The following is an 18,323-nucleotide window of genomic DNA, read 5'->3' as shown; positions in this document are numbered from 1 at the left end:
AAAGATTTTACACTAATTTGTGACAAGAATCTTTGAAAAAACGTGTTACGTTTAAAGCGAGAGTTAAAGTGGAAAAGCTTATTAGATAATCAAGTGTTTTTTACACAAAAATGATTTGAAAATAAAAATTTAACTCAATTTGTATCAAAAAATAACAGAAATCTAGCAGTTTTTGTATAAAAAAGAATCTATGCTCTTGAATATAATTTTTGTCACAAGCTGAATAAATTAAAAACAGAGCCTTTTCTTGAGGAGAAAACGATGAAAGTATTACGTGTTTTAGTGACAACTACAGCTTTACTTGCTGCTGGTGCTGCAATGGCAGATGAAGCTGTTGTTCATGACAGTTATGCATTCGATAAAAACCAATTAATTCCAGTAGGTGTTCGTGCTGAGGTAGGTACTACAGGTTACGGTGGTGCTTTATTATGGCAAGCAAACCCATATGTAGGTTTAGCATTGGGTTATAACGGCGGTGATATTTCTTGGCGTGATGATGTGTCAGTAAATGGCACTAAGTACGACTTAGATATGGACAATAACAACGTTTATTTAAATGCTGAGATTCGTCCTTGGGGTGCAAGTACTAACCGTTGGGCTCAAGGCTTATATATCGCTGCAGGTGCTGCTTACTTAGATAATGATTATGATCTTGCTAAACGTATTGGTAATGGTGGAACATTAACAATCGATGGTAATACTTATCAGCAAGCAGCTGCCGGTCAGGAAGGCGGTGTTCGCGGTAAAATGAAGTATGATAATGATATTGCTCCTTACGTTGGTTTGGGTTTCGCACCTAAAATCAATAAAAACTGGGGCGTATTCGGTGAAGTAGGTGCTTACTATACTGGTAATCCAACAGTTCAGTTAACGCAATATAACCTTGCACCTGTAACAGGTAATACTACGCTTCCACAAGATGCAGTTGATAAAGAAGCAAACAAAATCCGTAACGATGACAAATACAAATGGTTACCAGTGGGTAAAGTTGGTGTGAACTTCTACTGGTAAGATCCTAAAGAAAAAACGAGCCTCGGCTCGTTTTTTTATAGATAAAAATAAAAGAGCTAAAAAGCTCTTTTATTTTTTTGCAGTTCTTATTCATCTGGATAAGCAATTTTCTTCAACGCTTTAATGTCAGCATCAGGTGAGCATAAAGAAATAAACTCATAACCGTAACCGCGTAATAAGTGACCTTTGCGAACAGCAATCCATGTAGTATTAACACCAAAGATATCAGTTTTAATTTGCTTTAAACGATAGTCACGTTCCGCATCATAGGCAACATCGTTGACAATTCCGACTCCCATACCAAGTTCAACATAAGTTTTAATAACATCGGCATCAAGTGCAGACATTACGATATCTGCATCAATTTGAGCATCTTCAAATGCTTTATCAATTTTAGAGCGACCTGTAAAACCACCGTGATAAGTAATCAATGGATATTCAGATAAAGCATCAAGATCGATTTTATCGAGCTTTGCAAGTGGATGATCTTGCGGAGTAATAATACTGTGCTGCCATTGATAGTATGGAATACTTGCTAAGTTTTCTTCAGTGGTTAAAGACTCTGTCGCAATACCAATATCGGCTTCGCCTTGTAAAAGCATTTCTGCAATTTCGACAGGACTGGCTTGTTGCAAAATCAAATGGACTTTAGGGAACAGCTTTTTAAATTGATTGACAATCGGTGGTAGCACATAACGCGCTTGAGTATGCGTTGTCGCAATTGTTAAAGTACCTTCGTCCACTTTATTAAAGTCATCTGCAAGACGTTTAATATTTTCTGCATCTACAAGCATACGTTCCACAATGCTAAGTAGCGATTGGCCTGGTTCAGTTAAACCAAGTAAACGTTTACCTTTACGAACGAAAAGTTGTACACCTAACTCATCTTCTAAATCTTTAATATGTTTACTTACACCTGATTGAGAGGTATATAACGCGGCAGATGCTTCCGTTAAATTAAAGTTTTGGCGTACTGTTTCTCGGATAATTCTTAATTGTTGAAAGTTCATTTACACTTTTCCTCGAAAGAGGTGAGGAACGGCTTTAAATTCCGCGAGATGGCTCCTCACCAAATAATTCCTTAAGCAACTTGATCTGCAAATAGGTGAAGTTGAGATGCACTCACCCAAACAGTTTGATTCGGTTTAAATGCATGTTGTTTTGCAGCTTCACTGCTCAAAGCAATCTCAATTAAACGTCCATTACGATCTTGTAATTCCGCCACTACTTTTCCAGCAATCCAGACTTCACGTACAAAAGTTGCTTCAATTGTATTTGCCTGTGGTTGCGAATGAATATGTAACTCATCCGGACGGGCAAAAGCAATCACTTTTCCTTGCGGTGCCTGAACTGTAGTCGGTAATTCGATACGATCATTGCCAATACGGATAATACCGCCAGCATGTTCGCCTTCAAAACGGTTTGCTTGACCTAAGAAATCAAATACGAATGGTGTGGCAGGTTTTTCGTAAACTTCACGCGGCGAACCAATTTGTTCGACGTTACCTTTATTCATCACAATAATTTGATCAGCTACCTCAAGTGCTTCTTCTTGATCATGGGTTACGAAAATTGAAGTGATATGCAGCTCATCATGCAAGTTCCTTAACCAGCGGCGTAGTTCTTTACGGACTTTGGCATCAAGTGCGCCAAATGGTTCATCAAGCAATAGCACACGAGGCTCTACAGCGAGTGCTCGCGCTAAGGCAATACGTTGACGTTGACCACCAGAAAGCTGAGCAGGGTAGCGGTCTGCTAAAAAGCCCAGTTGAACTAGGTCAAGCAAGCGAGTAACACGTTTTTTAATCTCAGCTTCCGAAGGACGTGTGGCACGAGGGCGAACACGTAAGCCAAAAGCAATATTGTCAAATACAGTCATATGGCGGAATAAAGCATAGTGCTGAAATACAAAGCCAACTTGACGTTCGCGAACATGGACATTAGTTGCATCTTCGCCTTCAAGTAATACTTGACCGCCATCGGCCGATTCTAAGCCGGCAATAATACGAAGTAGTGTGGTTTTACCGCAACCAGATGGTCCGAGTAGCGCAACCAGCTCGCCCTCTGGAAAGTCTAGGGAAATATTTTTAAGCGCATGGAATGCACCAAAGTGTTTTTCAATATTCTTAACTTGAATACTCATGATTTCATTCCTTACGAATCAGTTGAATGCGGTTCTGGTTTGTCTTGATGTAGTTCTAACCAAGTTTTCAATACCAGTGTTAATAAGGCTAAGAAAGCAAGCAATGAGGACACGGCAAAGGCTGCGCTGAAGGTGTACTCGTTATATAAAATTTCAACATGCAGTGGCAGAGTATTGGTTTCACCACGGATGTGTCCCGAAACTACCGATACTGCGCCAAACTCACCCATTGCGCGGGCATTACACAAAATCACACCGTAAATCAGACCCCACTTAATGTTAGGCAGAGTGACTTTCCAAAAGGTTTGCCAACCTGATGCACCGAGTACAATAGCTGCTTCTTCTTCCTCTGTTCCTTGCGCTTCCATAAGAGGAATTAACTCACGTGCAACAAATGGAACTGTGATAAAGATGGTCGCTAAAACAATTGCAGGTACGGCATATAAAATCTTAATGTCATGATCCATTAGCCAGCCGCCTAACCAACCTTGAGCACCAAAAATCAGTACAATCATTAAACCTGCAATAACAGGTGAAACTGAAAAGGGCATATCAATAATGGTGGTTAAAACTGCTTTGCCTTTAAACTGGAACTTAGAAACAGCCCATGCTGCTGCAACACCAAAAATCACATTAATCGGAACGGCAATTGCTGCGGTGAGTAATGTTAATTTCACTGCTGACAGGGTATCTGGATCAATTAAAGCTTGAACATAGACTTCAAGGCCTTGTTTAAATGCTTCAACAAAAACCAGAATAAGTGGCAGCATGAGGCAGCTAAGGAAAAAGATCAGCGCAATTGTAATGAGCGTATAACGTACCCAAGTTGGTTCACGTGTCGCATCACGAGATTGCAATTTCAAAGCAAGAGCATTGCTGTCGGTATGTAGGTTCATGTGATATTTCTCCCTGTACGACGGTTTGCCCATGCTTGAAGTAAGTTAATGACAAATAAAATAATGAAAGAGAGAACCAACATTACTGCTGCAATAGTCGTTGCACCTGCATAGTCATATTCTTCAAGGCGCGAAATGATCATGAGCGGGGCAATTTCAGTTTTAAACGGCTGGTTTCCTGCAATGAAAATTACAGAACCATATTCACCTACACCGCGAGCAAATGCTAAAGCAAAGCCTGTAAATAGGGCAGGGAGTAGTATTGGTAAAATAATTTTAGTAATGGTCTGCCAACGATTTGCACCGAGTGCGGAAGCCGCCTCTTCAAGTTCAGTTTCAATATCGCTTAATACCGGTTGAACGGTTCGAACAATAAAAGGAATACCGATAAACACTAAAGCTAGCGTAATCCCGATAGGGGTATATGCAACATGAATACCAAGTGGTTCTAAATATTGACCAATCCAGCCAGTAGGAGCATAAAGCGAAGTGAGTGCAATACCTGCGACTGCCGTTGGTAGTGCAAAAGGTAAGTCTACTAAAGCATCAACTAGACGTTTTCCGGGAAAGTTATAACGGACAAGGCACCAAGCTAAAAGTAGTCCGAAAACAACATTAATAAACGCCGCAATTAAAGCTGAACTAAAGCTGAGTTGAAGCGATTTTAAAATACGTTCAGAGGTTAAAATTTCCCATAGTCCGTCCCATCCGATTCCAAATGATTTGATAAAGACTGCGGCTAATGGAATAAGCACAATAAGAGAAACGTAGGCGAGGGTGAAGCCCAATGATAGACCAAACCCAGGCAGCACTCGGGATCGCTGCGACATGATATTTCCTCAAAGAGAAAAGCCTGCTGAAACCAGTAAGCGAATAAATAAAGATAAACGGCGCGGTATAAAGCTGGGTATTAAGCAAATTTCAAAGAGAAATGTGTCTTTACCGGATCAATAGATGAGTGGCTACACATCGAGTCTTCAGGAAGTAGATAGTTCAGTAAGTCAGGAAATGGGCCAAAACCAGACGCAACATTAATATGCCCAACTTGTCCAAGATTAATCGGGTCTAATTGCCAAGCTTTAGCAAGTTGTAAAGCATCGAAAAAATCTAGCCAAGGGTCATTTTCACTAATCAGTAGTGTTGTAGGCACATTAATTTTTAACTGATGAAAATAATCTTTGTAGTCAGTCAGGCTATGGCGGGCAAAACCTGCTTCACCAAAACGTGCTGGATTTGCAGGAGCAACCAAAATTAATTTTTTAACTTGAAGTTGTAAATCAGGATGCTCAGCCAAAGCAGCAACACTGGTTAAGCAACCGAAACTATGCGCAACGATTTGTACGGGTGCTTGTACTGCTTGAACTGTTTTAACAAATTGCTCAATCCATTCACTTAATACGGGTCTATCCCAGTTTTTTTGCTCAACACGAGAACTAGACACGAGTTGACGCTGCAACCAAGATTGCCAATGTTGATGTTCACTTCCACCTACACCTGGGACAATTACAGAGTGAGTCATGTCTGTTCTCCTTATCGTTAGTACAAAGAATTACTTCTCTGCACTATTGATTTTCACGATTTGATCGAAAACACCACCATTATCAAAGTGTTGTTTTTGTACTTTTGTCCAACCGCCAAACTCTTTATCAATTGTCACGAGTTTCAATGGTTTAAATACATTGCTGTATTTTTTGAGTACAGCTGCATTACGCGGACGGTAGAAGTTACGTGCTGCAATTTCTTGGCCAGCAGGTGAGTACAGGTAGTTGAGGTAACCTTTCGCGATGGTGAGGTTGCCTTTTTTGGCAGCGTTTTTCTCAACAACAGCAACTGGTGGTTCAGCTAAAATAGATAGAGATGGGGTAATAATTTCAAACTTGCCTGGCTGTTCGCGAACAGCTAAATGAGCTTCGTTTTCCCAAGCAAGCAATACGTCACCAATGCCACGTTCAGCAAAAGTTGTTGTTGCACCGCGTGCACCTGAGTCTAAAACTTTAGTGTGCTTATAAATTTGGCGGACATATTCTTGTGCTTTAGCATCGTTACCACCTGGTTGATGTTTTGCCCAAGCCCAAGCTGCAAGATAGTTCCAACGAGCACCGCCAGAAGTTTTCGGGTTTGGTGTAATAATTTCTACACCTGGTTTGATTAAGTCACCCCAGTCTTTAATTTGTTTAGGGTTACCCTTACGTACCAAAAACACGATTGTTGATGTGTATGGTGTAGAGTTTTGTGGCAACTTCTTTTGCCAATCAGTTGGAAGTAATTTTGCTTTTTCAGCAATTTCGTCAATATCAGCTGCAAGTGCTAATGTCACAACGTCAGCATTTAAGCCATCAATTACTGCACGAGCCTGTTTACCAGAACCGCCGTGTGATTGCTTAAACTGAATGTCTTGACCAGTACGCTGCTTCCAGTAAGTACCAAACTGTTTATTAAAGTCTGTATATAACTCACGAGTAGGATCGTAAGAAACGTTTAAAAACTCTTGCGCTGCAAATGATGAAACAGAAAGAAGCGCAGCAATAACCCCAACTTTTAATTGAGAAAAACGCATGAGATAACCCCTCAAAAATACGAAATGTTCAAAACATGAACGCAGAATAGCGCTAGTCTTTATTCTAAAAAAATAATAAAAAACGAATTTAATATGAAAAAAATAGAAATAATAAAAATGGATAAACTATTCTTAAATCTTGATATATAACAAGTTTCAAAAGTTCAAACTAAATCGGTATAATTTTTAAAAATCAGTCGTTTATTAATTAAATGAATGGTGTTGTATTGTTGAGCGGTTTTTAAATAAAGGACGGATTAAACATGTGGTGTTTTAAAAATGGACAACCTGTTGAAACCATTCCGTTACTAGACCGAGCATTTCATTATGGAGATGGTTGCTTTAGCACAATTCGTGTTTTTCAGAATGAGATAGAGCTTAAAGCTCGTCACTGGGAACGTCTAAAACTTGCTTGTCAAAAACTAGCTTTAATTGCAAATTTTGAATTAATTGAACAGAGTTTGCAGCATTTATACCAACAAAACCTTGTGCTCAACGGCACTTTAAAAATTGTGATTAGCCGCGGTGAAGGTGATCGTGGTTATACTTTACCAAAGCATGAGGCAGATATTTATGTCTGGTTTTATCCAAAAGCACTGGAGCAATTCCAACCCGACTTTATACAGTGCGGGGTTTTAAATCAGGCCTTAGGTTTAACCATGCCGAGTCTAGTTGGACTTAAATCTTTAAACCGTCTAGAACAGGTATTGCTAAAAAAAGAAGCAGATCAACAAGGGTGGGCAGAAGCATTAGTATCTGATGTACAAGGTTATATTGTTGAAGGGGTAAGCAGTAATTGTTTTATTCGTTTAAATGATAGATGGATTACACCGGAACTTCGCTATAATGGCGTCCACGGTGTGATGCGTGCAGAAATTTTGGCACGTATGCAGCACCATGGAATTGCCTGCGAAGTCAGAATAATTGAATTAGATGAAGTGCCACAAATACAGAGTCTATTCTTTTGTAATGCTTTACATCCAATGCGAGTGGTTACTCAAATCGGTGAACAAACTCTAGATTCACAGGCGTGCCTAAATTTATTTCATAATCTTAACTTGAATCAGATTCATTAATATGCCGAAGCCACCTGTGAACGCGAAAGCAAAAAATGCTAAAAAAAAGAGCAAGAAAACAGCATCTCATTTTCCTAAAAAGTTGGTGCTGATTGGCTTTTTTATCGTTTTAATTTCTATTTTTGCTATTTTGTGGTCAAGTTTATTTAAAGCTTATCCTGTTGAAGGGAAAAAGCAGATGCTATCGATCACATCAGGTGAGACCTATTCTGGTTTTATTGATCGTTTAGCCAAAGAAAATAAAATCCATTTCCCAATTGTACTTAAGCTTTATCAAAAGTTTATGATTCATGACAGCATGAAAGCTGGTGTGTATGAAATCGAACAGGGAATGAGTGTAAGACAAGTATTGGAGATGTTGTCTAATGCTGATAATGCTCAGATGAACCGTATTTTGGTGATTGAAGGTACGACTTTTAAACAGCTTATTACTGCACTCAAAAATGATAAAAATGTAAAAAATACAATACTCGATTTACCAGATGACCAGCTTATGAAGGCTTTAGGTATTCCTTATCATCATCCGGAAGGTTTATTTGCGCCTAACACTTATTTCTTCGCAAAGGGTGAGACTGATAAAAAAATCCTCACCGATTTATATCATCATCAAATGAAAGCTTTAGATACTGCTTGGGCAAATCGCGCACCAAACTTACCTTATAAAGATAAGTATGAAGCTTTAATTATGGCTTCAATTGTTGAGAAAGAAACAAGTGTAGATAGTGAGCTTGAGCAAGTATCTGGTGTATTTGTACGCCGTCTGAAAATTGGTATGCGTTTACAAACTGACCCAACCGTGATTTATGGAATGGGTGATAACTATAAGGGTAAGATCAGTCGCGAAGACTTACGTACACCAACCGCATATAATACCTATACAATTAATGGCCTACCGCCAACACCAATTGCTTTGCCAAGTCAAAAAGCAATTGAAGCAGCACTACATCCAGATGACTCAAATAATATTTATTTTGTGGCAACTGGTAATGGTGGCCATAAATTTACAGCAGATTTACAGGCTCATAATCAAGCGGTGCAAGAGTACTTATCCGTGTTGAGATCGAAGAAATAAGGAAAAGAGATGTTTATTAGCTTTGAAGGCACGGAAGGGGTAGGTAAAACTACACTAATTCGAAAAATTCATCAGCATTTTGAAGAGCAAGGTAAACAAGTTGTTTTAACTCGCGAGCCAGGTGGTACACCGCTCGCAGAACAAATACGTTCGATGCTTTTAGCGGTAAATCATGATGAAAATATGAGTCATGATACTGAGCTACTCTTAATTTATGCGGCACGTGCTCAACATTTACAACAAGTGATTTTGCCGGCTTTAGCCTCTAACAAAATTGTTTTAAGTGATCGTTTCACAGATGCCAGCTTTGCTTACCAATGTTCTGGTCGTGGTTTAAGCCAAGATAAATTACAGCTTTTAAATCAGAACTTTGTTTCACGTATGCCAGAGGTGACTTTCTGGTTAGATGCACCGATTGAACTCGGTATGAATCGTGCACGTGAGCGTGGAGCTTTAGACCGTTTCGAGCAAGAAAAGTTAAGCTTCTTTACTAAAGTTCGCGAAGGTTATGAGACTTTATGGAAATCTGAACCAGAACGTATTAAACGTTTAGATGCTACGCAAAGTCCTGAACAGGTATTTGAGCAAGCCTTGCAATACTTAGGATAAATAATAAAAGCCACTCTCAGTTCTGTGGGAGTGGTTAAAAATGACGAAAAATCTGCTTAAAAAGATCATAGAACATATTGAACAGTATTTTATGCTATTTTGAATACTGTTCTAAAATTGAAGAAAAATAAGGATGAAAAGTTCAAAAGAAGAAATCATAGCGTTTCTTGAAAAGGAATTTCCCCCAAGTCTTGAACATTGCACGATTGAATCAGTTACACCTAGAGCTGCTGTCGTTTATTATCATGTAGATCAAAGACATCAACGCCCAGGCGGTACCATATCTGGTCCAACCATGATGACTTTGGCAGATTTTGCTTTGTATATTGCAATACTCGGTGAAATTGGAATTGTGGGTTTGGCGGTAACGACGAATTTTAATATTAATTTTCTAAGAAAACCTGCAGGTGATAAAGACTTACGTAGTGAATGTAAGCTTATGAAAGTAGGAAAAAGCTTAGTCGTGGGTGAGGTCTGGATTTATTCAGTTGGGCTAGAAGAACCAGTAGCGCATGTGACCGCGACTTATTCAATTCCACCAAGACCACAAATATAAAACTAAATAAAAAGCACAGCCAGAGCTGTGCTTTTTTGTAGAAAAATAGCCTAAATGTCGGTATTAACCAAGGGCTGCTCTACTGCAAAGTTTGGAGGCGTTAGAACTGTCTTACGAATCTCACTCGAAGTTCCCGGATAATCTAGAGTGTAATGTAGGCCACGCGATTCTTTACGTTGCATGGCACAGCGCACAATCATTTCAGATACTAAAACAAGGTTACGCAGTTCAATTAGGTTTTTGCTGACACGGTAGTCTTGATAATATTCAGTGATTTCACGCTTTAACATCTCAATACGGTGTAAAGCACGTTCTAAACGTTTTGTGGTTCTGACAATACCAACATAATTCCACATGGTTGAACGTAACTCATCCCAGTTTTGTAAAATAACCACATCTTCATCTGGGTTGGTTACTTGTGAATCATCCCAAGTTGGTACTTCTGGTAATTTGAAGTTTTCATCAAATTTATTTTCGATGTCTTTTGCTGCACTCATACCGTAAACAAAGCACTCAAGTAACGAGTTACTTGCCATACGGTTTGCGCCATGTAAGCCTGTATAAGAGGTTTCACCAATTGCATATAGACCTTCAATATCGGTCTGACTATTTGAGTCAACTACAACACCACCACAGGTATAGTGTGCAGCCGGCACCACCGGAATCATGTCTTTGGTAATGTCGATACCTAGCTCAAGCAATCGTGCATAAAGTGTAGGGAAGTGCTCTTTAATAAACTCAGGTGATTTGTGCGTAATGTCCAACCATACGTGACGAATACCAAGACGTTTAATTTCATGGTCAATGGTACGTGCCACAATATCGCGAGGAGCCAACTCTGCACGATCGTCAAAACGTAGCATAAAACGTTCGCCGTCTGGTAGACGTAAATAAGCACCTTCGCCACGCATGGCTTCGGTGATTAAGAAAGAACGTGCTTGCGGATGGTAAAGGCAGGTTGGATGAAACTGGTTAAACTCCATATTGGCTACACGGCAACCTGCGCGGTAAGCCATAGCAATACCATCACCTGTAGCAATATCTGGATTAGATGTATAAAGATAAGCTTTCATCGCACCACCGCAAGCAAGTGCGGTAAATGGAGCAAGGAAAGTATGAACTTTTTCTGTTTTTTCATCTAATGCATATAAACCAATAGCACGATTCGCTTGATCTATATGACCCAACTTATGCGACGTAATTAAATCAATCGCAATGTAATTTTCAAAAATTGTAATATTCTTGCGTTCTTTCGCTCGTTCAACCAATGTAGTTGAAATAGCTTTGCCTGTTGCATCAGCAGAATGGATAATACGGCGCTGTGAGTGACCGCCCTCACGAGTTAAATGAAGCTGTTCATCTTCATCTAAGGTGAACTGCACGCCTTGCTTTAAAAGAAAATCAACAGAAGGACGACCACCTTCTACAGTATGCTGTACTGCATCTATTTCACATAAATGAGCACCTGCAATCATAGTGTCATTAATATGTTGTTGAATAGAGTCAGTTTCATCAAGAACTGCAGCAACACCACCTTGTGCATAGAAGGTACTTGCTTCAGTTAAAGCAGCTTTGGCTAAAACTGCAATATTAAAATGACTTGGTAACGATAAAGCTAAGCTTAAACCAGCACCGCCACTGCCCACAATAATCACGTCAAAGTGGTGAATTGTCTGTTGATTAGGCATGTCCATTCGCATCAATTTAAAACGTCCGCTAATGACACCCCTTTTTACCTAAAAAGGCAAGAGCTTAAGCGCTCTAAGTCATAGAAAAATTGCAATTAGCTTAAAAAACTGCAATGTGTAAAATAAACGTGATGAGGATGCCTTACAAATAAACATATTGTTACGCACAATTCCAAAGCGTTGTGATACAACAGTTTTATTCTTATTCTCGTAGACCAATTGTGGGTGAGCACCGAATGAAATCTCGCTATTTACAACAAGGAATGTATGCAGCGGTATTTACAGTTGCTGCTGTTCAAGCAAACGCTGCTGTTGATTTTTCAAACCTCGTTGAACAAGTTAGTCCGGCTGTGGTGAGTGTAAACGTTGTAAAAAAAATGACGCAGGATGAACTGTTACAGCAGCAAGTTCCTGAAATTTTAAAACGTTTCTTTGGTAATCAGGTCATCATTCCACAGCAACAAGGTCCTCAAGAAAAAACCGCATACGGTAGTGCATTCTTTATTAGTAAAGATGGTTACTTACTTACAAACCATCATGTGATTGAAAATGCTTCCCGCATTAGTATTACTTTAAATGACCGTCGTGAGATTGATGCAACTGTTGTTGGTAGTGATGAACGTACCGATGTTGCTTTATTAAAAGTGAATGGAAATAATTATCCTGCTTTAAAAGTAGGAAATGTTGACCGTTTACGCGTAGGAGAGCCGGTTTTAGCAATTGGTTCACCATTTGGTTTTGACTACTCTGCTTCAGCAGGTATTGTCAGCGCTAAATCACGTAACATGAGCGGTGAAACCTCTGTACCATTTATTCAAACAGATGTAGCTTTAAACCCTGGTAACTCAGGCGGTCCATTGTTTAATCAAAATGGTGAAGTTGTCGGGGTGAACTCACGTATCTTTAGTGGTACTGGCGGTTATATGGGCTTGTCTTTCTCTATTCCAATCGATGTTGCGATGGATGTAGCTGAACAGCTTAAAACGAAAGGGAAAGTCACTCGTTCATATCTAGGCGTTATGATGCAAGATATTGACCGTAACCTTGCCGATGCTTACAAACTGCCTAAACCAGAAGGTGCTCTTATCACACAAGTTACGCCAAATTCACCTGCTCAAAAAGCAGGACTTAGAGCTGGCGATGTGATTTTAAAACTTAATGGTGCTTCTGTACTACGTACAAGTGATTTGCTCTATGCCTTAAACAAAGTACAGCCAAACCAAACAGTTCAGTTTGAAGTATTACGCGATGATAAAACTCGTAATATTTCGGCAACTCTGGCAACTGCACCAGATGAAACACCTGCTACAGGTACTCAGGCTTCTACTTCTAAAGGTCCAGTATTAGGCATGAGTATTCGTGATTTGGCTGAACCAGAGAAAAATGCGTTAAGCGTGAAAGGTGGTATTTATGTTCAAGATGTTCGCCGTGGTGGACTAGCATCATTGTCAAATATCATTCCTGGTGATGTAATTGTTCAGGTTAATAATACTCAAATTTTGAATAGCCAAGATTTTGCTAAAGTTGTTTCTAACTTACAAAAAAATACGGTTGCTCGGGTTGGGATTATTCGTCAAGGCCAACGTGCAATGCTTGGTTTACGCATCCAGTAATATGACATAAAAATGAGCCACCCTGAAAATGGGTGGTTTTTTATTATTTGGATTCGGCATAATGTGATCTAGCTAATTTGGATGTAGCTTTAGATTTAATGATTAAAGTGGGTGTTTTGTGAGCAGTATTTTCGATTTGCATATTCTGGTTCAGCCACAGCATATTGATGCTTTGGGCCATGTTAACAATGTAATGTATGTCCAATGGATGCAAGATGTTGCTGCTGCTCATGTTGAAACATTAGGAGTAGGCGTAACCAAATATCTTGAGCTTAAACATGCAATGGTTGCTGTTGAGCATCATGTACAATACCGTAAAGCTGCGTTTGAAGACGAAGAAATCGTACTACGGACATGGCTCGATGATATCAATGCACTTTATTCATTTCGCCAGTATGTTTTTTTTCGCCCTTCTGATCAGGCTGTCTTATTTGTTGGGAATACCAAATGGGCATGTATTGAAATTGAATCTGGCCGACCAAAACGTATGTCACCGACTTTTACACAAGCCTATAAGCCACTTGACTCAAGTATAAATCCTTTAGATTTTACTATTTCGTATAGAAGCGATTAAGAGAGATCAAAATTTGGAACATTTATTTTCGATTGAAACTCCTAGACTAATTTTAAGTGAATTGGAGGAAGGTGATAAAACATCTGTTTTTGAATTATTTTCAAATTCAACAGTACTTGAATTCTATGATTTGAAAGCTTTTGTTTCCTTAGAAGAAGCGGAAGTTTTGATTGAAAAAATGCATCTAAAATGGAAGACGCGTATAGGTTTTAGGCATGCTATCCGTCTTAAACAAAATAGAACTATGTTGGGAACATGTGGTGTAAATAGCATCAAGCAAGTTGATAATGATTTCGCTGTAGTGATTGGTTATGAGCTTCACCCGAAGGCATGGGGTATTGGCTATATGCAAGAAGCGCTTACAGGGATAATTCAGTATTTGAAGCAAGAACGTTTATTTGGGAACAAAATAAAATATATTTGGGCTGAAATATTTGAACGGAACATTAAATCTCAGCAAGTTGTAAATAAACTTGGATTTGAATTAATTGGTAAAACAGTTAATCATACTAACAATACGGTATCTGACAACTTACTCAAATTTGAGCTGAAGTTGTACTAATTTAAGTTTTCTTTAAAGAACATTACTTGGTTACATAAAGAAGTTTAAAAGCTTTTTTTAAAAGAAATAATTTATATCTTTTTCATTTCTGCAATCTGCTATAATCTCTCGCAATTTGTTAAACCGCTTTGGCTATGTATTAAAACAAGCTACATAGCACTTTATATTTTCTCAAGGTAGCCCATGGCGCAAGCTAAAAAATCAGTTGATATCAAAAATATCCGAAATTTCTCGATTATCGCTCATATCGATCATGGTAAGTCTACTTTGGCTGACCGTTTTATTCAGATGTGCGGTGGCTTACAAGATCGTGAGATGCAAGCTCAGGTCTTGGACTCAATGGAGCTTGAGCGCGAACGTGGGATTACCATTAAAGCAGCGTCTGTGACATTGTATTACACCCATCCAAATGGGCAAGAATATCAGCTTAACTTTATTGATACCCCGGGGCACGTCGACTTCTCGTATGAAGTATCTCGTTCATTAGCAGCGTGTGAAGGCGCGTTATTGGTCGTAGATGCGGCGCAAGGCGTAGAAGCTCAATCAGTTGCAAACTGTTATACAGCAATTGAACAAGGCCTCGAAGTTCTTCCTATTTTAAATAAAATTGATTTACCTCAGGCTGAACCTGAACGTGTAATTCATGAAATTGAAGAAATTATCGGGATTGAAGCGACAGATGCGCCAACTTGTTCAGCAAAAACAGGTTTGGGCGTTGAAGGTGTATTAGAACGTTTAGTCGATGTTATTCCAGCGCCAGAAGGTGATCGTGAAGCTCCACTTCAAGCGTTAATCATCGATTCATGGTTTGATAACTACTTAGGTGTAGTCTCTCTTGTCCGCATTAAAGAAGGTCGTATCCGTAAGGGCGATAAAATGTTGGTTAAGTCGACAGGACAAACTCATCCAGTAACTTCTGTAGGTGTATTTAACCCTAAACATACTGAAACCGATATTCTTGAAGCTGGCGAAGTAGGATTTGTTATTGCTGGTATTAAAGACATTTTTGGTGCACCAGTAGGTGATACTATTACGCTTGCGTCTACACCAGATGTTGCAACTTTACCTGGGTTTAAAAAGGTTAAACCACAGGTTTATGCGGGTCTTTTCCCAATCGATTCAAGTGATTTTGAACCATTCCGCGAAGCATTACAGAAATTACAAATTAACGATTCTGCCTTGTTCTTTGAACCTGAAAGTTCTGATGCACTTGGTTTCGGTTTCCGCTGTGGTTTCTTAGGCATGTTGCATATGGAAATTGTACAAGAGCGTTTAGAGCGTGAGTATGATCTCGATTTGATTAGCTCTGCACCAACAGTAGTCTATGAAGCCGTTACCAAAAAAGGCGATACGATCTATATCGACAGTCCATCTAAAATGCCTGATGGTTCAGTTGTTGAAGATTTACGTGAGCCAATTGCTGAATGTCATATTCTTGTGCCACAAGAGTACTTAGGTAATGTCATGACCTTGTGTATTGAGCGTCGTGGTGTACAAAAAGACATGAAATTTTTAGGTAATCAAGTTTCGATTACTTTTGAAATTCCAATGGCTGAAGTCGTGATGGATTTCTTTGACAAGCTCAAATCATGTTCACGTGGTTTTGCATCGCTAGACTATAACTTCGTACGTTTCGAAAGTTCATCTTTAGTTAAGGTTGATGTATTAATTAATAGTGAAAAGGTTGATGCCTTGGCTATGATTTGTCACCGTAATGATGCTCGCCATCGTGGTATTGCTTTAGTTGAAAAAATGAAAGATTTGATTCCACGTCAAATGTTTGATGTTGCAATTCAGGCTGCTATTGGTGCTCAAATTATTGCTCGTTCGACTGTTAAGGCGATGCGTAAAAACGTTCTAGCAAAATGTTATGGCGGTGACGTGTCTCGTAAGAAGAAATTACTTTCTAAACAAAAAGAAGGTAAGAAACGTATGAAACAAGTGGGTAGTGTAGAAATTCCACAAGAAGCGTTCTTAGCTGTTTTGAAAGTAGAAAGATAAAAGAAAGGGCTGGGATGAACTTATATTCTCCCAGCCATAAAGCAAGCAGCTAGGCTGCGAGTGAGGTCATGTGGATTTTGATTTTAATTTAATTCTTGTTCCAGTTACGCTGATTTTATTTGCAGTGTGGTTGCTAGATAAGCTGGTTTTTAAACAGCGTGCAAATAAAGGGCGAGAGAACGAAAATTTTGTTATTACATGGGCCTATGACTTTTGGCCAGTTTTAGCTGTTGTGCTTGTACTTCGCTCATTTCTTTATGAGCCATTTAATATTCCATCAGACTCTATGGTTCCAACTTTAGAGACTGGCGATTTTATCTTAGTTAATAAATTCGACTATGGTGTGCGTTTACCTATCGTAAATAAAAAAGTCATTGATGTAGGTGAACCGAAACGTGGTGATGTCATCGTATTCCGTTACCCACCTCAACCGACCATTAGTTATATTAAGCGTGTAATTGGTTTACCAGGTGACCATATTGTTTACGATCATGGTCAATTGATTATTAATGGTCAGAAAATTCCTAAAGTACCAACACAATTTAGTCGTGAAAAAGATGCTTTAGATACACCAACGTCTATTTATCATAAAGAAACAATTGGTGATCATACCTTTACGATGCGTGAACTCGAAGGTGTAAACGTTGCGCGTCAGGCACCATTTATCAACTATGTTGATAATGGCAAATATTCAAACCAAGACGGTTTATATTGGGAAGTAACTGTTCCGAAAGGACATTACTTTGCAATGGGGGACAACCGTGATCAAAGTGCTGACAGTCGTTTCTGGGGGTTCGTTCCTGAAGAAAATTTAACAGGCCGAGCTTTCTATGTCTGGATGCACAAAGAACCTGGTTTCCACCTGCCAAGCTTTAACCGAAATGGAAAAATAGATTAAAAACAACCATTAGGAAAAACAAAAATGCGTAAGGCACAACAGGGTACTTCGTATTTAGCAATTTTATTTGGGGTGGTTATATTTGCAATTGCGGCGAAAGCCGTACTTGCAGTTTGGCCAGCATATTGGGATGATCGTGTGATTAATAATCAGATTACAGAGCTCATGCAACAAAGCTCAGCTGATATCACACCCCAAAAGTTTATGACACAGATGGACCAACGGCTGGAAATGAACAATATTCGTGATCTCCATTTTAAGGAAATTGCTGAAGTGTTTAACGAGTCTGGTCTAATCGTCAAAAAGAAATATGAAGTAAGAAAACCTTTCTTACTAAATATTGATTTAGTTTTAACATTTGAGAAGAGTTTTGACAAAACATCAGTTCAAACTAAGTGATCCTCGCTTACTCAGTCGAATCGGTTATCAATTTAAGCAGCCCGAATTGCTACAGTTAGCTTTGACTCATCGTTCGGTGAGTCATAAGTATAACTATGAACGTCTGGAGTTTTTAGGCGATTCGTTGTTGGGGATGATCATTGCCAATTATTTATATCATGCCTATCCACATGAAAATGAGGGGCGTTTAACACGTATGCGTGCGACTTTAGTTCGCCAAGAAGCATTAGGTAAAATTGCAACCGATTTGCAACTTAGTCGGTGTTTAATATTAAGCACAGGCGAGTTGAAATCTGGTGGTCATCATCGTGAGTCAATATTAGCGGATACGGTAGAGGCGATTATTGGTGCAATTTATCTTGATAGTAGTGATCTGAACCTACTCAAAGATATTGTGTTAAAATGGTATGTACCTTATTTAGATCATATTGAGCCAACAGATCAACTCAAAGATCCAAAATCACGTTTACAAGAGTATCTACAAGCACGTAAAAAACCTCTCCCTGTTTACGAGGTTGTAGATATTCAGGGTGATGCACCTCATCAACACTTTAAAGTCGAATGTTTGGTAGATGGTTTACCAAAGATTTATGGTGAGGGGTCAAGTCGTCGTTTTGCCGAGCAGGCAGCAGCGGCGGAAATTTTAAAGTTATTGGAGCAATAACCTG

The 18,323-nt window shown here is 39.1% G+C and carries 19 protein-coding genes; 12 read left to right on the top strand and 7 right to left on the bottom strand.

Annotated features, from left to right (window positions below):
• Positions 1-261 precede the first annotated feature (261 nt).
• The gene (gene carO, locus HMPREF0014_RS16405) at positions 262-1,011 is read left to right on the top strand and encodes an ornithine uptake porin CarO type 1 (protein ID WP_004885810.1); all 750 of its coding nucleotides are present in this window, start codon (positions 262-264) and stop codon (positions 1,009-1,011) included.
• A gap of 86 nt (positions 1,012-1,097) precedes the next feature.
• Here the strand turns inward: carO and HMPREF0014_RS16400 are convergent, their stop codons facing one another.
• The 6 genes from HMPREF0014_RS16400 to HMPREF0014_RS16375 form a co-directional block, all read right to left on the bottom strand.
• Entirely contained in the window at positions 1,098-2,021 is a 924-nt protein-coding gene (locus HMPREF0014_RS16400; RefSeq protein WP_002052645.1) for a CysB family HTH-type transcriptional regulator, read from the bottom strand.
• Positions 2,022-2,092: 71 nt separating this feature from the next.
• The gene (locus HMPREF0014_RS16395) at positions 2,093-3,154 is read right to left on the bottom strand and encodes a sulfate ABC transporter ATP-binding protein (protein WP_002052588.1); all 1,062 of its coding nucleotides are present in this window, start codon (positions 3,152-3,154) and stop codon (positions 2,093-2,095) included.
• Between the two features lie 11 nt (positions 3,155-3,165).
• Complete coding sequence (cysW, locus tag HMPREF0014_RS16390) at positions 3,166-4,050, bottom strand: sulfate ABC transporter permease subunit CysW (protein WP_004707525.1); 885 nt, start codon at positions 4,048-4,050, stop codon at positions 3,166-3,168.
• A complete protein-coding gene (gene cysT, locus HMPREF0014_RS16385; RefSeq protein WP_004885813.1) occupies positions 4,047-4,880 on the bottom strand; it encodes a sulfate ABC transporter permease subunit CysT in 834 nt (277 codons plus the stop codon). The genes cysW and cysT overlap by 4 nt, the downstream gene beginning before the upstream one ends.
• A gap of 80 nt (positions 4,881-4,960) precedes the next feature.
• On the bottom strand, positions 4,961-5,569 hold the full coding sequence (locus tag HMPREF0014_RS16380) for an alpha/beta hydrolase (protein ID WP_004885816.1): 609 nt from the start codon (positions 5,567-5,569) through the stop codon (positions 4,961-4,963).
• A 30-nt stretch (positions 5,570-5,599) separates the two neighbouring features.
• Complete coding sequence (locus tag HMPREF0014_RS16375) at positions 5,600-6,607, bottom strand: sulfate ABC transporter substrate-binding protein (RefSeq protein ID WP_002052521.1); 1,008 nt, start codon at positions 6,605-6,607, stop codon at positions 5,600-5,602.
• A gap of 263 nt (positions 6,608-6,870) precedes the next feature.
• Between HMPREF0014_RS16375 and pabC the strand changes: the two genes are divergently transcribed.
• The 4 genes from pabC to HMPREF0014_RS16355 all read left to right on the top strand — a co-directional run bounded on the left by pabC (position 6,871) and on the right by HMPREF0014_RS16355 (position 9,920).
• Entirely contained in the window at positions 6,871-7,683 is an 813-nt protein-coding gene (pabC, locus tag HMPREF0014_RS16370; protein ID WP_004885819.1) for an aminodeoxychorismate lyase, read from the top strand.
• 1 nt (position 7,684) lies between these two features.
• The gene (mltG, locus tag HMPREF0014_RS16365) at positions 7,685-8,755 is read left to right on the top strand and encodes an endolytic transglycosylase MltG (protein ID WP_004885822.1); all 1,071 of its coding nucleotides are present in this window, start codon (positions 7,685-7,687) and stop codon (positions 8,753-8,755) included.
• Between the two features lie 9 nt (positions 8,756-8,764).
• Positions 8,765-9,364: a dTMP kinase gene (gene tmk, locus HMPREF0014_RS16360; RefSeq protein WP_002052412.1), complete on the top strand. Its 600-nt coding sequence runs from the start codon at positions 8,765-8,767 to the stop codon at positions 9,362-9,364.
• A gap of 133 nt (positions 9,365-9,497) precedes the next feature.
• A complete protein-coding gene (locus HMPREF0014_RS16355) occupies positions 9,498-9,920 on the top strand; it encodes a PaaI family thioesterase (protein WP_004885824.1) in 423 nt (140 codons plus the stop codon).
• 50 nt (positions 9,921-9,970) lie between these two features.
• Here HMPREF0014_RS16355 and nadB read toward each other — a convergent pair whose 3' ends face one another.
• Positions 9,971-11,614: an L-aspartate oxidase gene (gene nadB / locus HMPREF0014_RS16350; protein ID WP_031944226.1), complete on the bottom strand. Its 1,644-nt coding sequence runs from the start codon at positions 11,612-11,614 to the stop codon at positions 9,971-9,973.
• Positions 11,615-11,844: 230 nt separating this feature from the next.
• On the opposite strand from nadB, the gene HMPREF0014_RS16345 reads away from it, so the two are divergent.
• The 7 genes from HMPREF0014_RS16345 (at position 11,845) to rnc (ending at position 18,319) form a co-directional block, all read left to right on the top strand.
• Entirely contained in the window at positions 11,845-13,221 is a 1,377-nt protein-coding gene (locus HMPREF0014_RS16345; protein ID WP_002052609.1) for a Do family serine endopeptidase, read from the top strand.
• Positions 13,222-13,339: 118 nt separating this feature from the next.
• Positions 13,340-13,795 (top strand): acyl-CoA thioesterase, encoded by a 456-nt coding sequence (locus HMPREF0014_RS16340; protein WP_004885831.1) that lies wholly within the window; start codon positions 13,340-13,342, stop codon positions 13,793-13,795.
• Between the two features lie 13 nt (positions 13,796-13,808).
• On the top strand, positions 13,809-14,357 hold the full coding sequence (locus HMPREF0014_RS16335) for a GNAT family N-acetyltransferase (protein WP_004885833.1): 549 nt from the start codon (positions 13,809-13,811) through the stop codon (positions 14,355-14,357).
• A gap of 183 nt (positions 14,358-14,540) precedes the next feature.
• On the top strand, positions 14,541-16,358 hold the full coding sequence (lepA, locus tag HMPREF0014_RS16330) for a translation elongation factor 4 (RefSeq protein ID WP_002052578.1): 1,818 nt from the start codon (positions 14,541-14,543) through the stop codon (positions 16,356-16,358).
• 70 nt (positions 16,359-16,428) lie between these two features.
• Complete coding sequence (lepB, locus tag HMPREF0014_RS16325; protein WP_002052421.1) at positions 16,429-17,256, top strand: signal peptidase I; 828 nt, start codon at positions 16,429-16,431, stop codon at positions 17,254-17,256.
• 24 nt (positions 17,257-17,280) lie between these two features.
• On the top strand, positions 17,281-17,655 hold the full coding sequence (locus HMPREF0014_RS16320; RefSeq protein ID WP_001224037.1) for a DUF4845 domain-containing protein: 375 nt from the start codon (positions 17,281-17,283) through the stop codon (positions 17,653-17,655).
• Positions 17,627-18,319, top strand: coding sequence for a ribonuclease III (rnc, locus tag HMPREF0014_RS16315; RefSeq protein ID WP_004707545.1), 693 nt, complete (start codon positions 17,627-17,629; stop codon positions 18,317-18,319). Before HMPREF0014_RS16320 ends, rnc begins: the two co-directional genes overlap by 29 nt.
• Positions 18,320-18,323: the final 4 nt, after the last annotated feature.

Source organism: Acinetobacter sp. RUH 2624 (assembly GCF_000162375.2).
GTDB classification, from domain to species: domain Bacteria; phylum Pseudomonadota; class Gammaproteobacteria; order Pseudomonadales; family Moraxellaceae; genus Acinetobacter; species Acinetobacter nosocomialis.
This window is presented reverse-complemented; position numbering and strand designations above follow the sequence as displayed.

Coding starts and splice junctions, on each gene's coding strand:
- carO (WP_004885810.1), top strand. CDS start 262: ATGAAAGTATTACGTGTTTTAGTGACAACTACAGCTTTACTTGCTGCT.
- HMPREF0014_RS16400 (WP_002052645.1), bottom strand. CDS start 2,021: ATGAACTTTCAACAATTAAGAATTATCCGAGAAACAGTACGCCAAAAC.
- HMPREF0014_RS16395 (WP_002052588.1), bottom strand. CDS start 3,154: ATGAGTATTCAAGTTAAGAATATTGAAAAACACTTTGGTGCATTCCAT.
- cysW (WP_004707525.1), bottom strand. CDS start 4,050: ATGAACCTACATACCGACAGCAATGCTCTTGCTTTGAAATTGCAATCT.
- cysT (WP_004885813.1), bottom strand. CDS start 4,880: ATGTCGCAGCGATCCCGAGTGCTGCCTGGGTTTGGTCTATCATTGGGC.
- HMPREF0014_RS16380 (WP_004885816.1), bottom strand. CDS start 5,569: ATGACTCACTCTGTAATTGTCCCAGGTGTAGGTGGAAGTGAACATCAA.
- HMPREF0014_RS16375 (WP_002052521.1), bottom strand. CDS start 6,607: ATGCGTTTTTCTCAATTAAAAGTTGGGGTTATTGCTGCGCTTCTTTCT.
- pabC (WP_004885819.1), top strand. CDS start 6,871: ATGTGGTGTTTTAAAAATGGACAACCTGTTGAAACCATTCCGTTACTA.
- mltG (WP_004885822.1), top strand. CDS start 7,685: ATGCCGAAGCCACCTGTGAACGCGAAAGCAAAAAATGCTAAAAAAAAG.
- tmk (WP_002052412.1), top strand. CDS start 8,765: ATGTTTATTAGCTTTGAAGGCACGGAAGGGGTAGGTAAAACTACACTA.
- HMPREF0014_RS16355 (WP_004885824.1), top strand. CDS start 9,498: ATGAAAAGTTCAAAAGAAGAAATCATAGCGTTTCTTGAAAAGGAATTT.
- nadB (WP_031944226.1), bottom strand. CDS start 11,614: ATGGACATGCCTAATCAACAGACAATTCACCACTTTGACGTGATTATT.
- HMPREF0014_RS16345 (WP_002052609.1), top strand. CDS start 11,845: ATGAAATCTCGCTATTTACAACAAGGAATGTATGCAGCGGTATTTACA.
- lepA (WP_002052578.1), top strand. CDS start 14,541: ATGGCGCAAGCTAAAAAATCAGTTGATATCAAAAATATCCGAAATTTC.
- HMPREF0014_RS16320 (WP_001224037.1), top strand. CDS start 17,281: ATGCGTAAGGCACAACAGGGTACTTCGTATTTAGCAATTTTATTTGGG.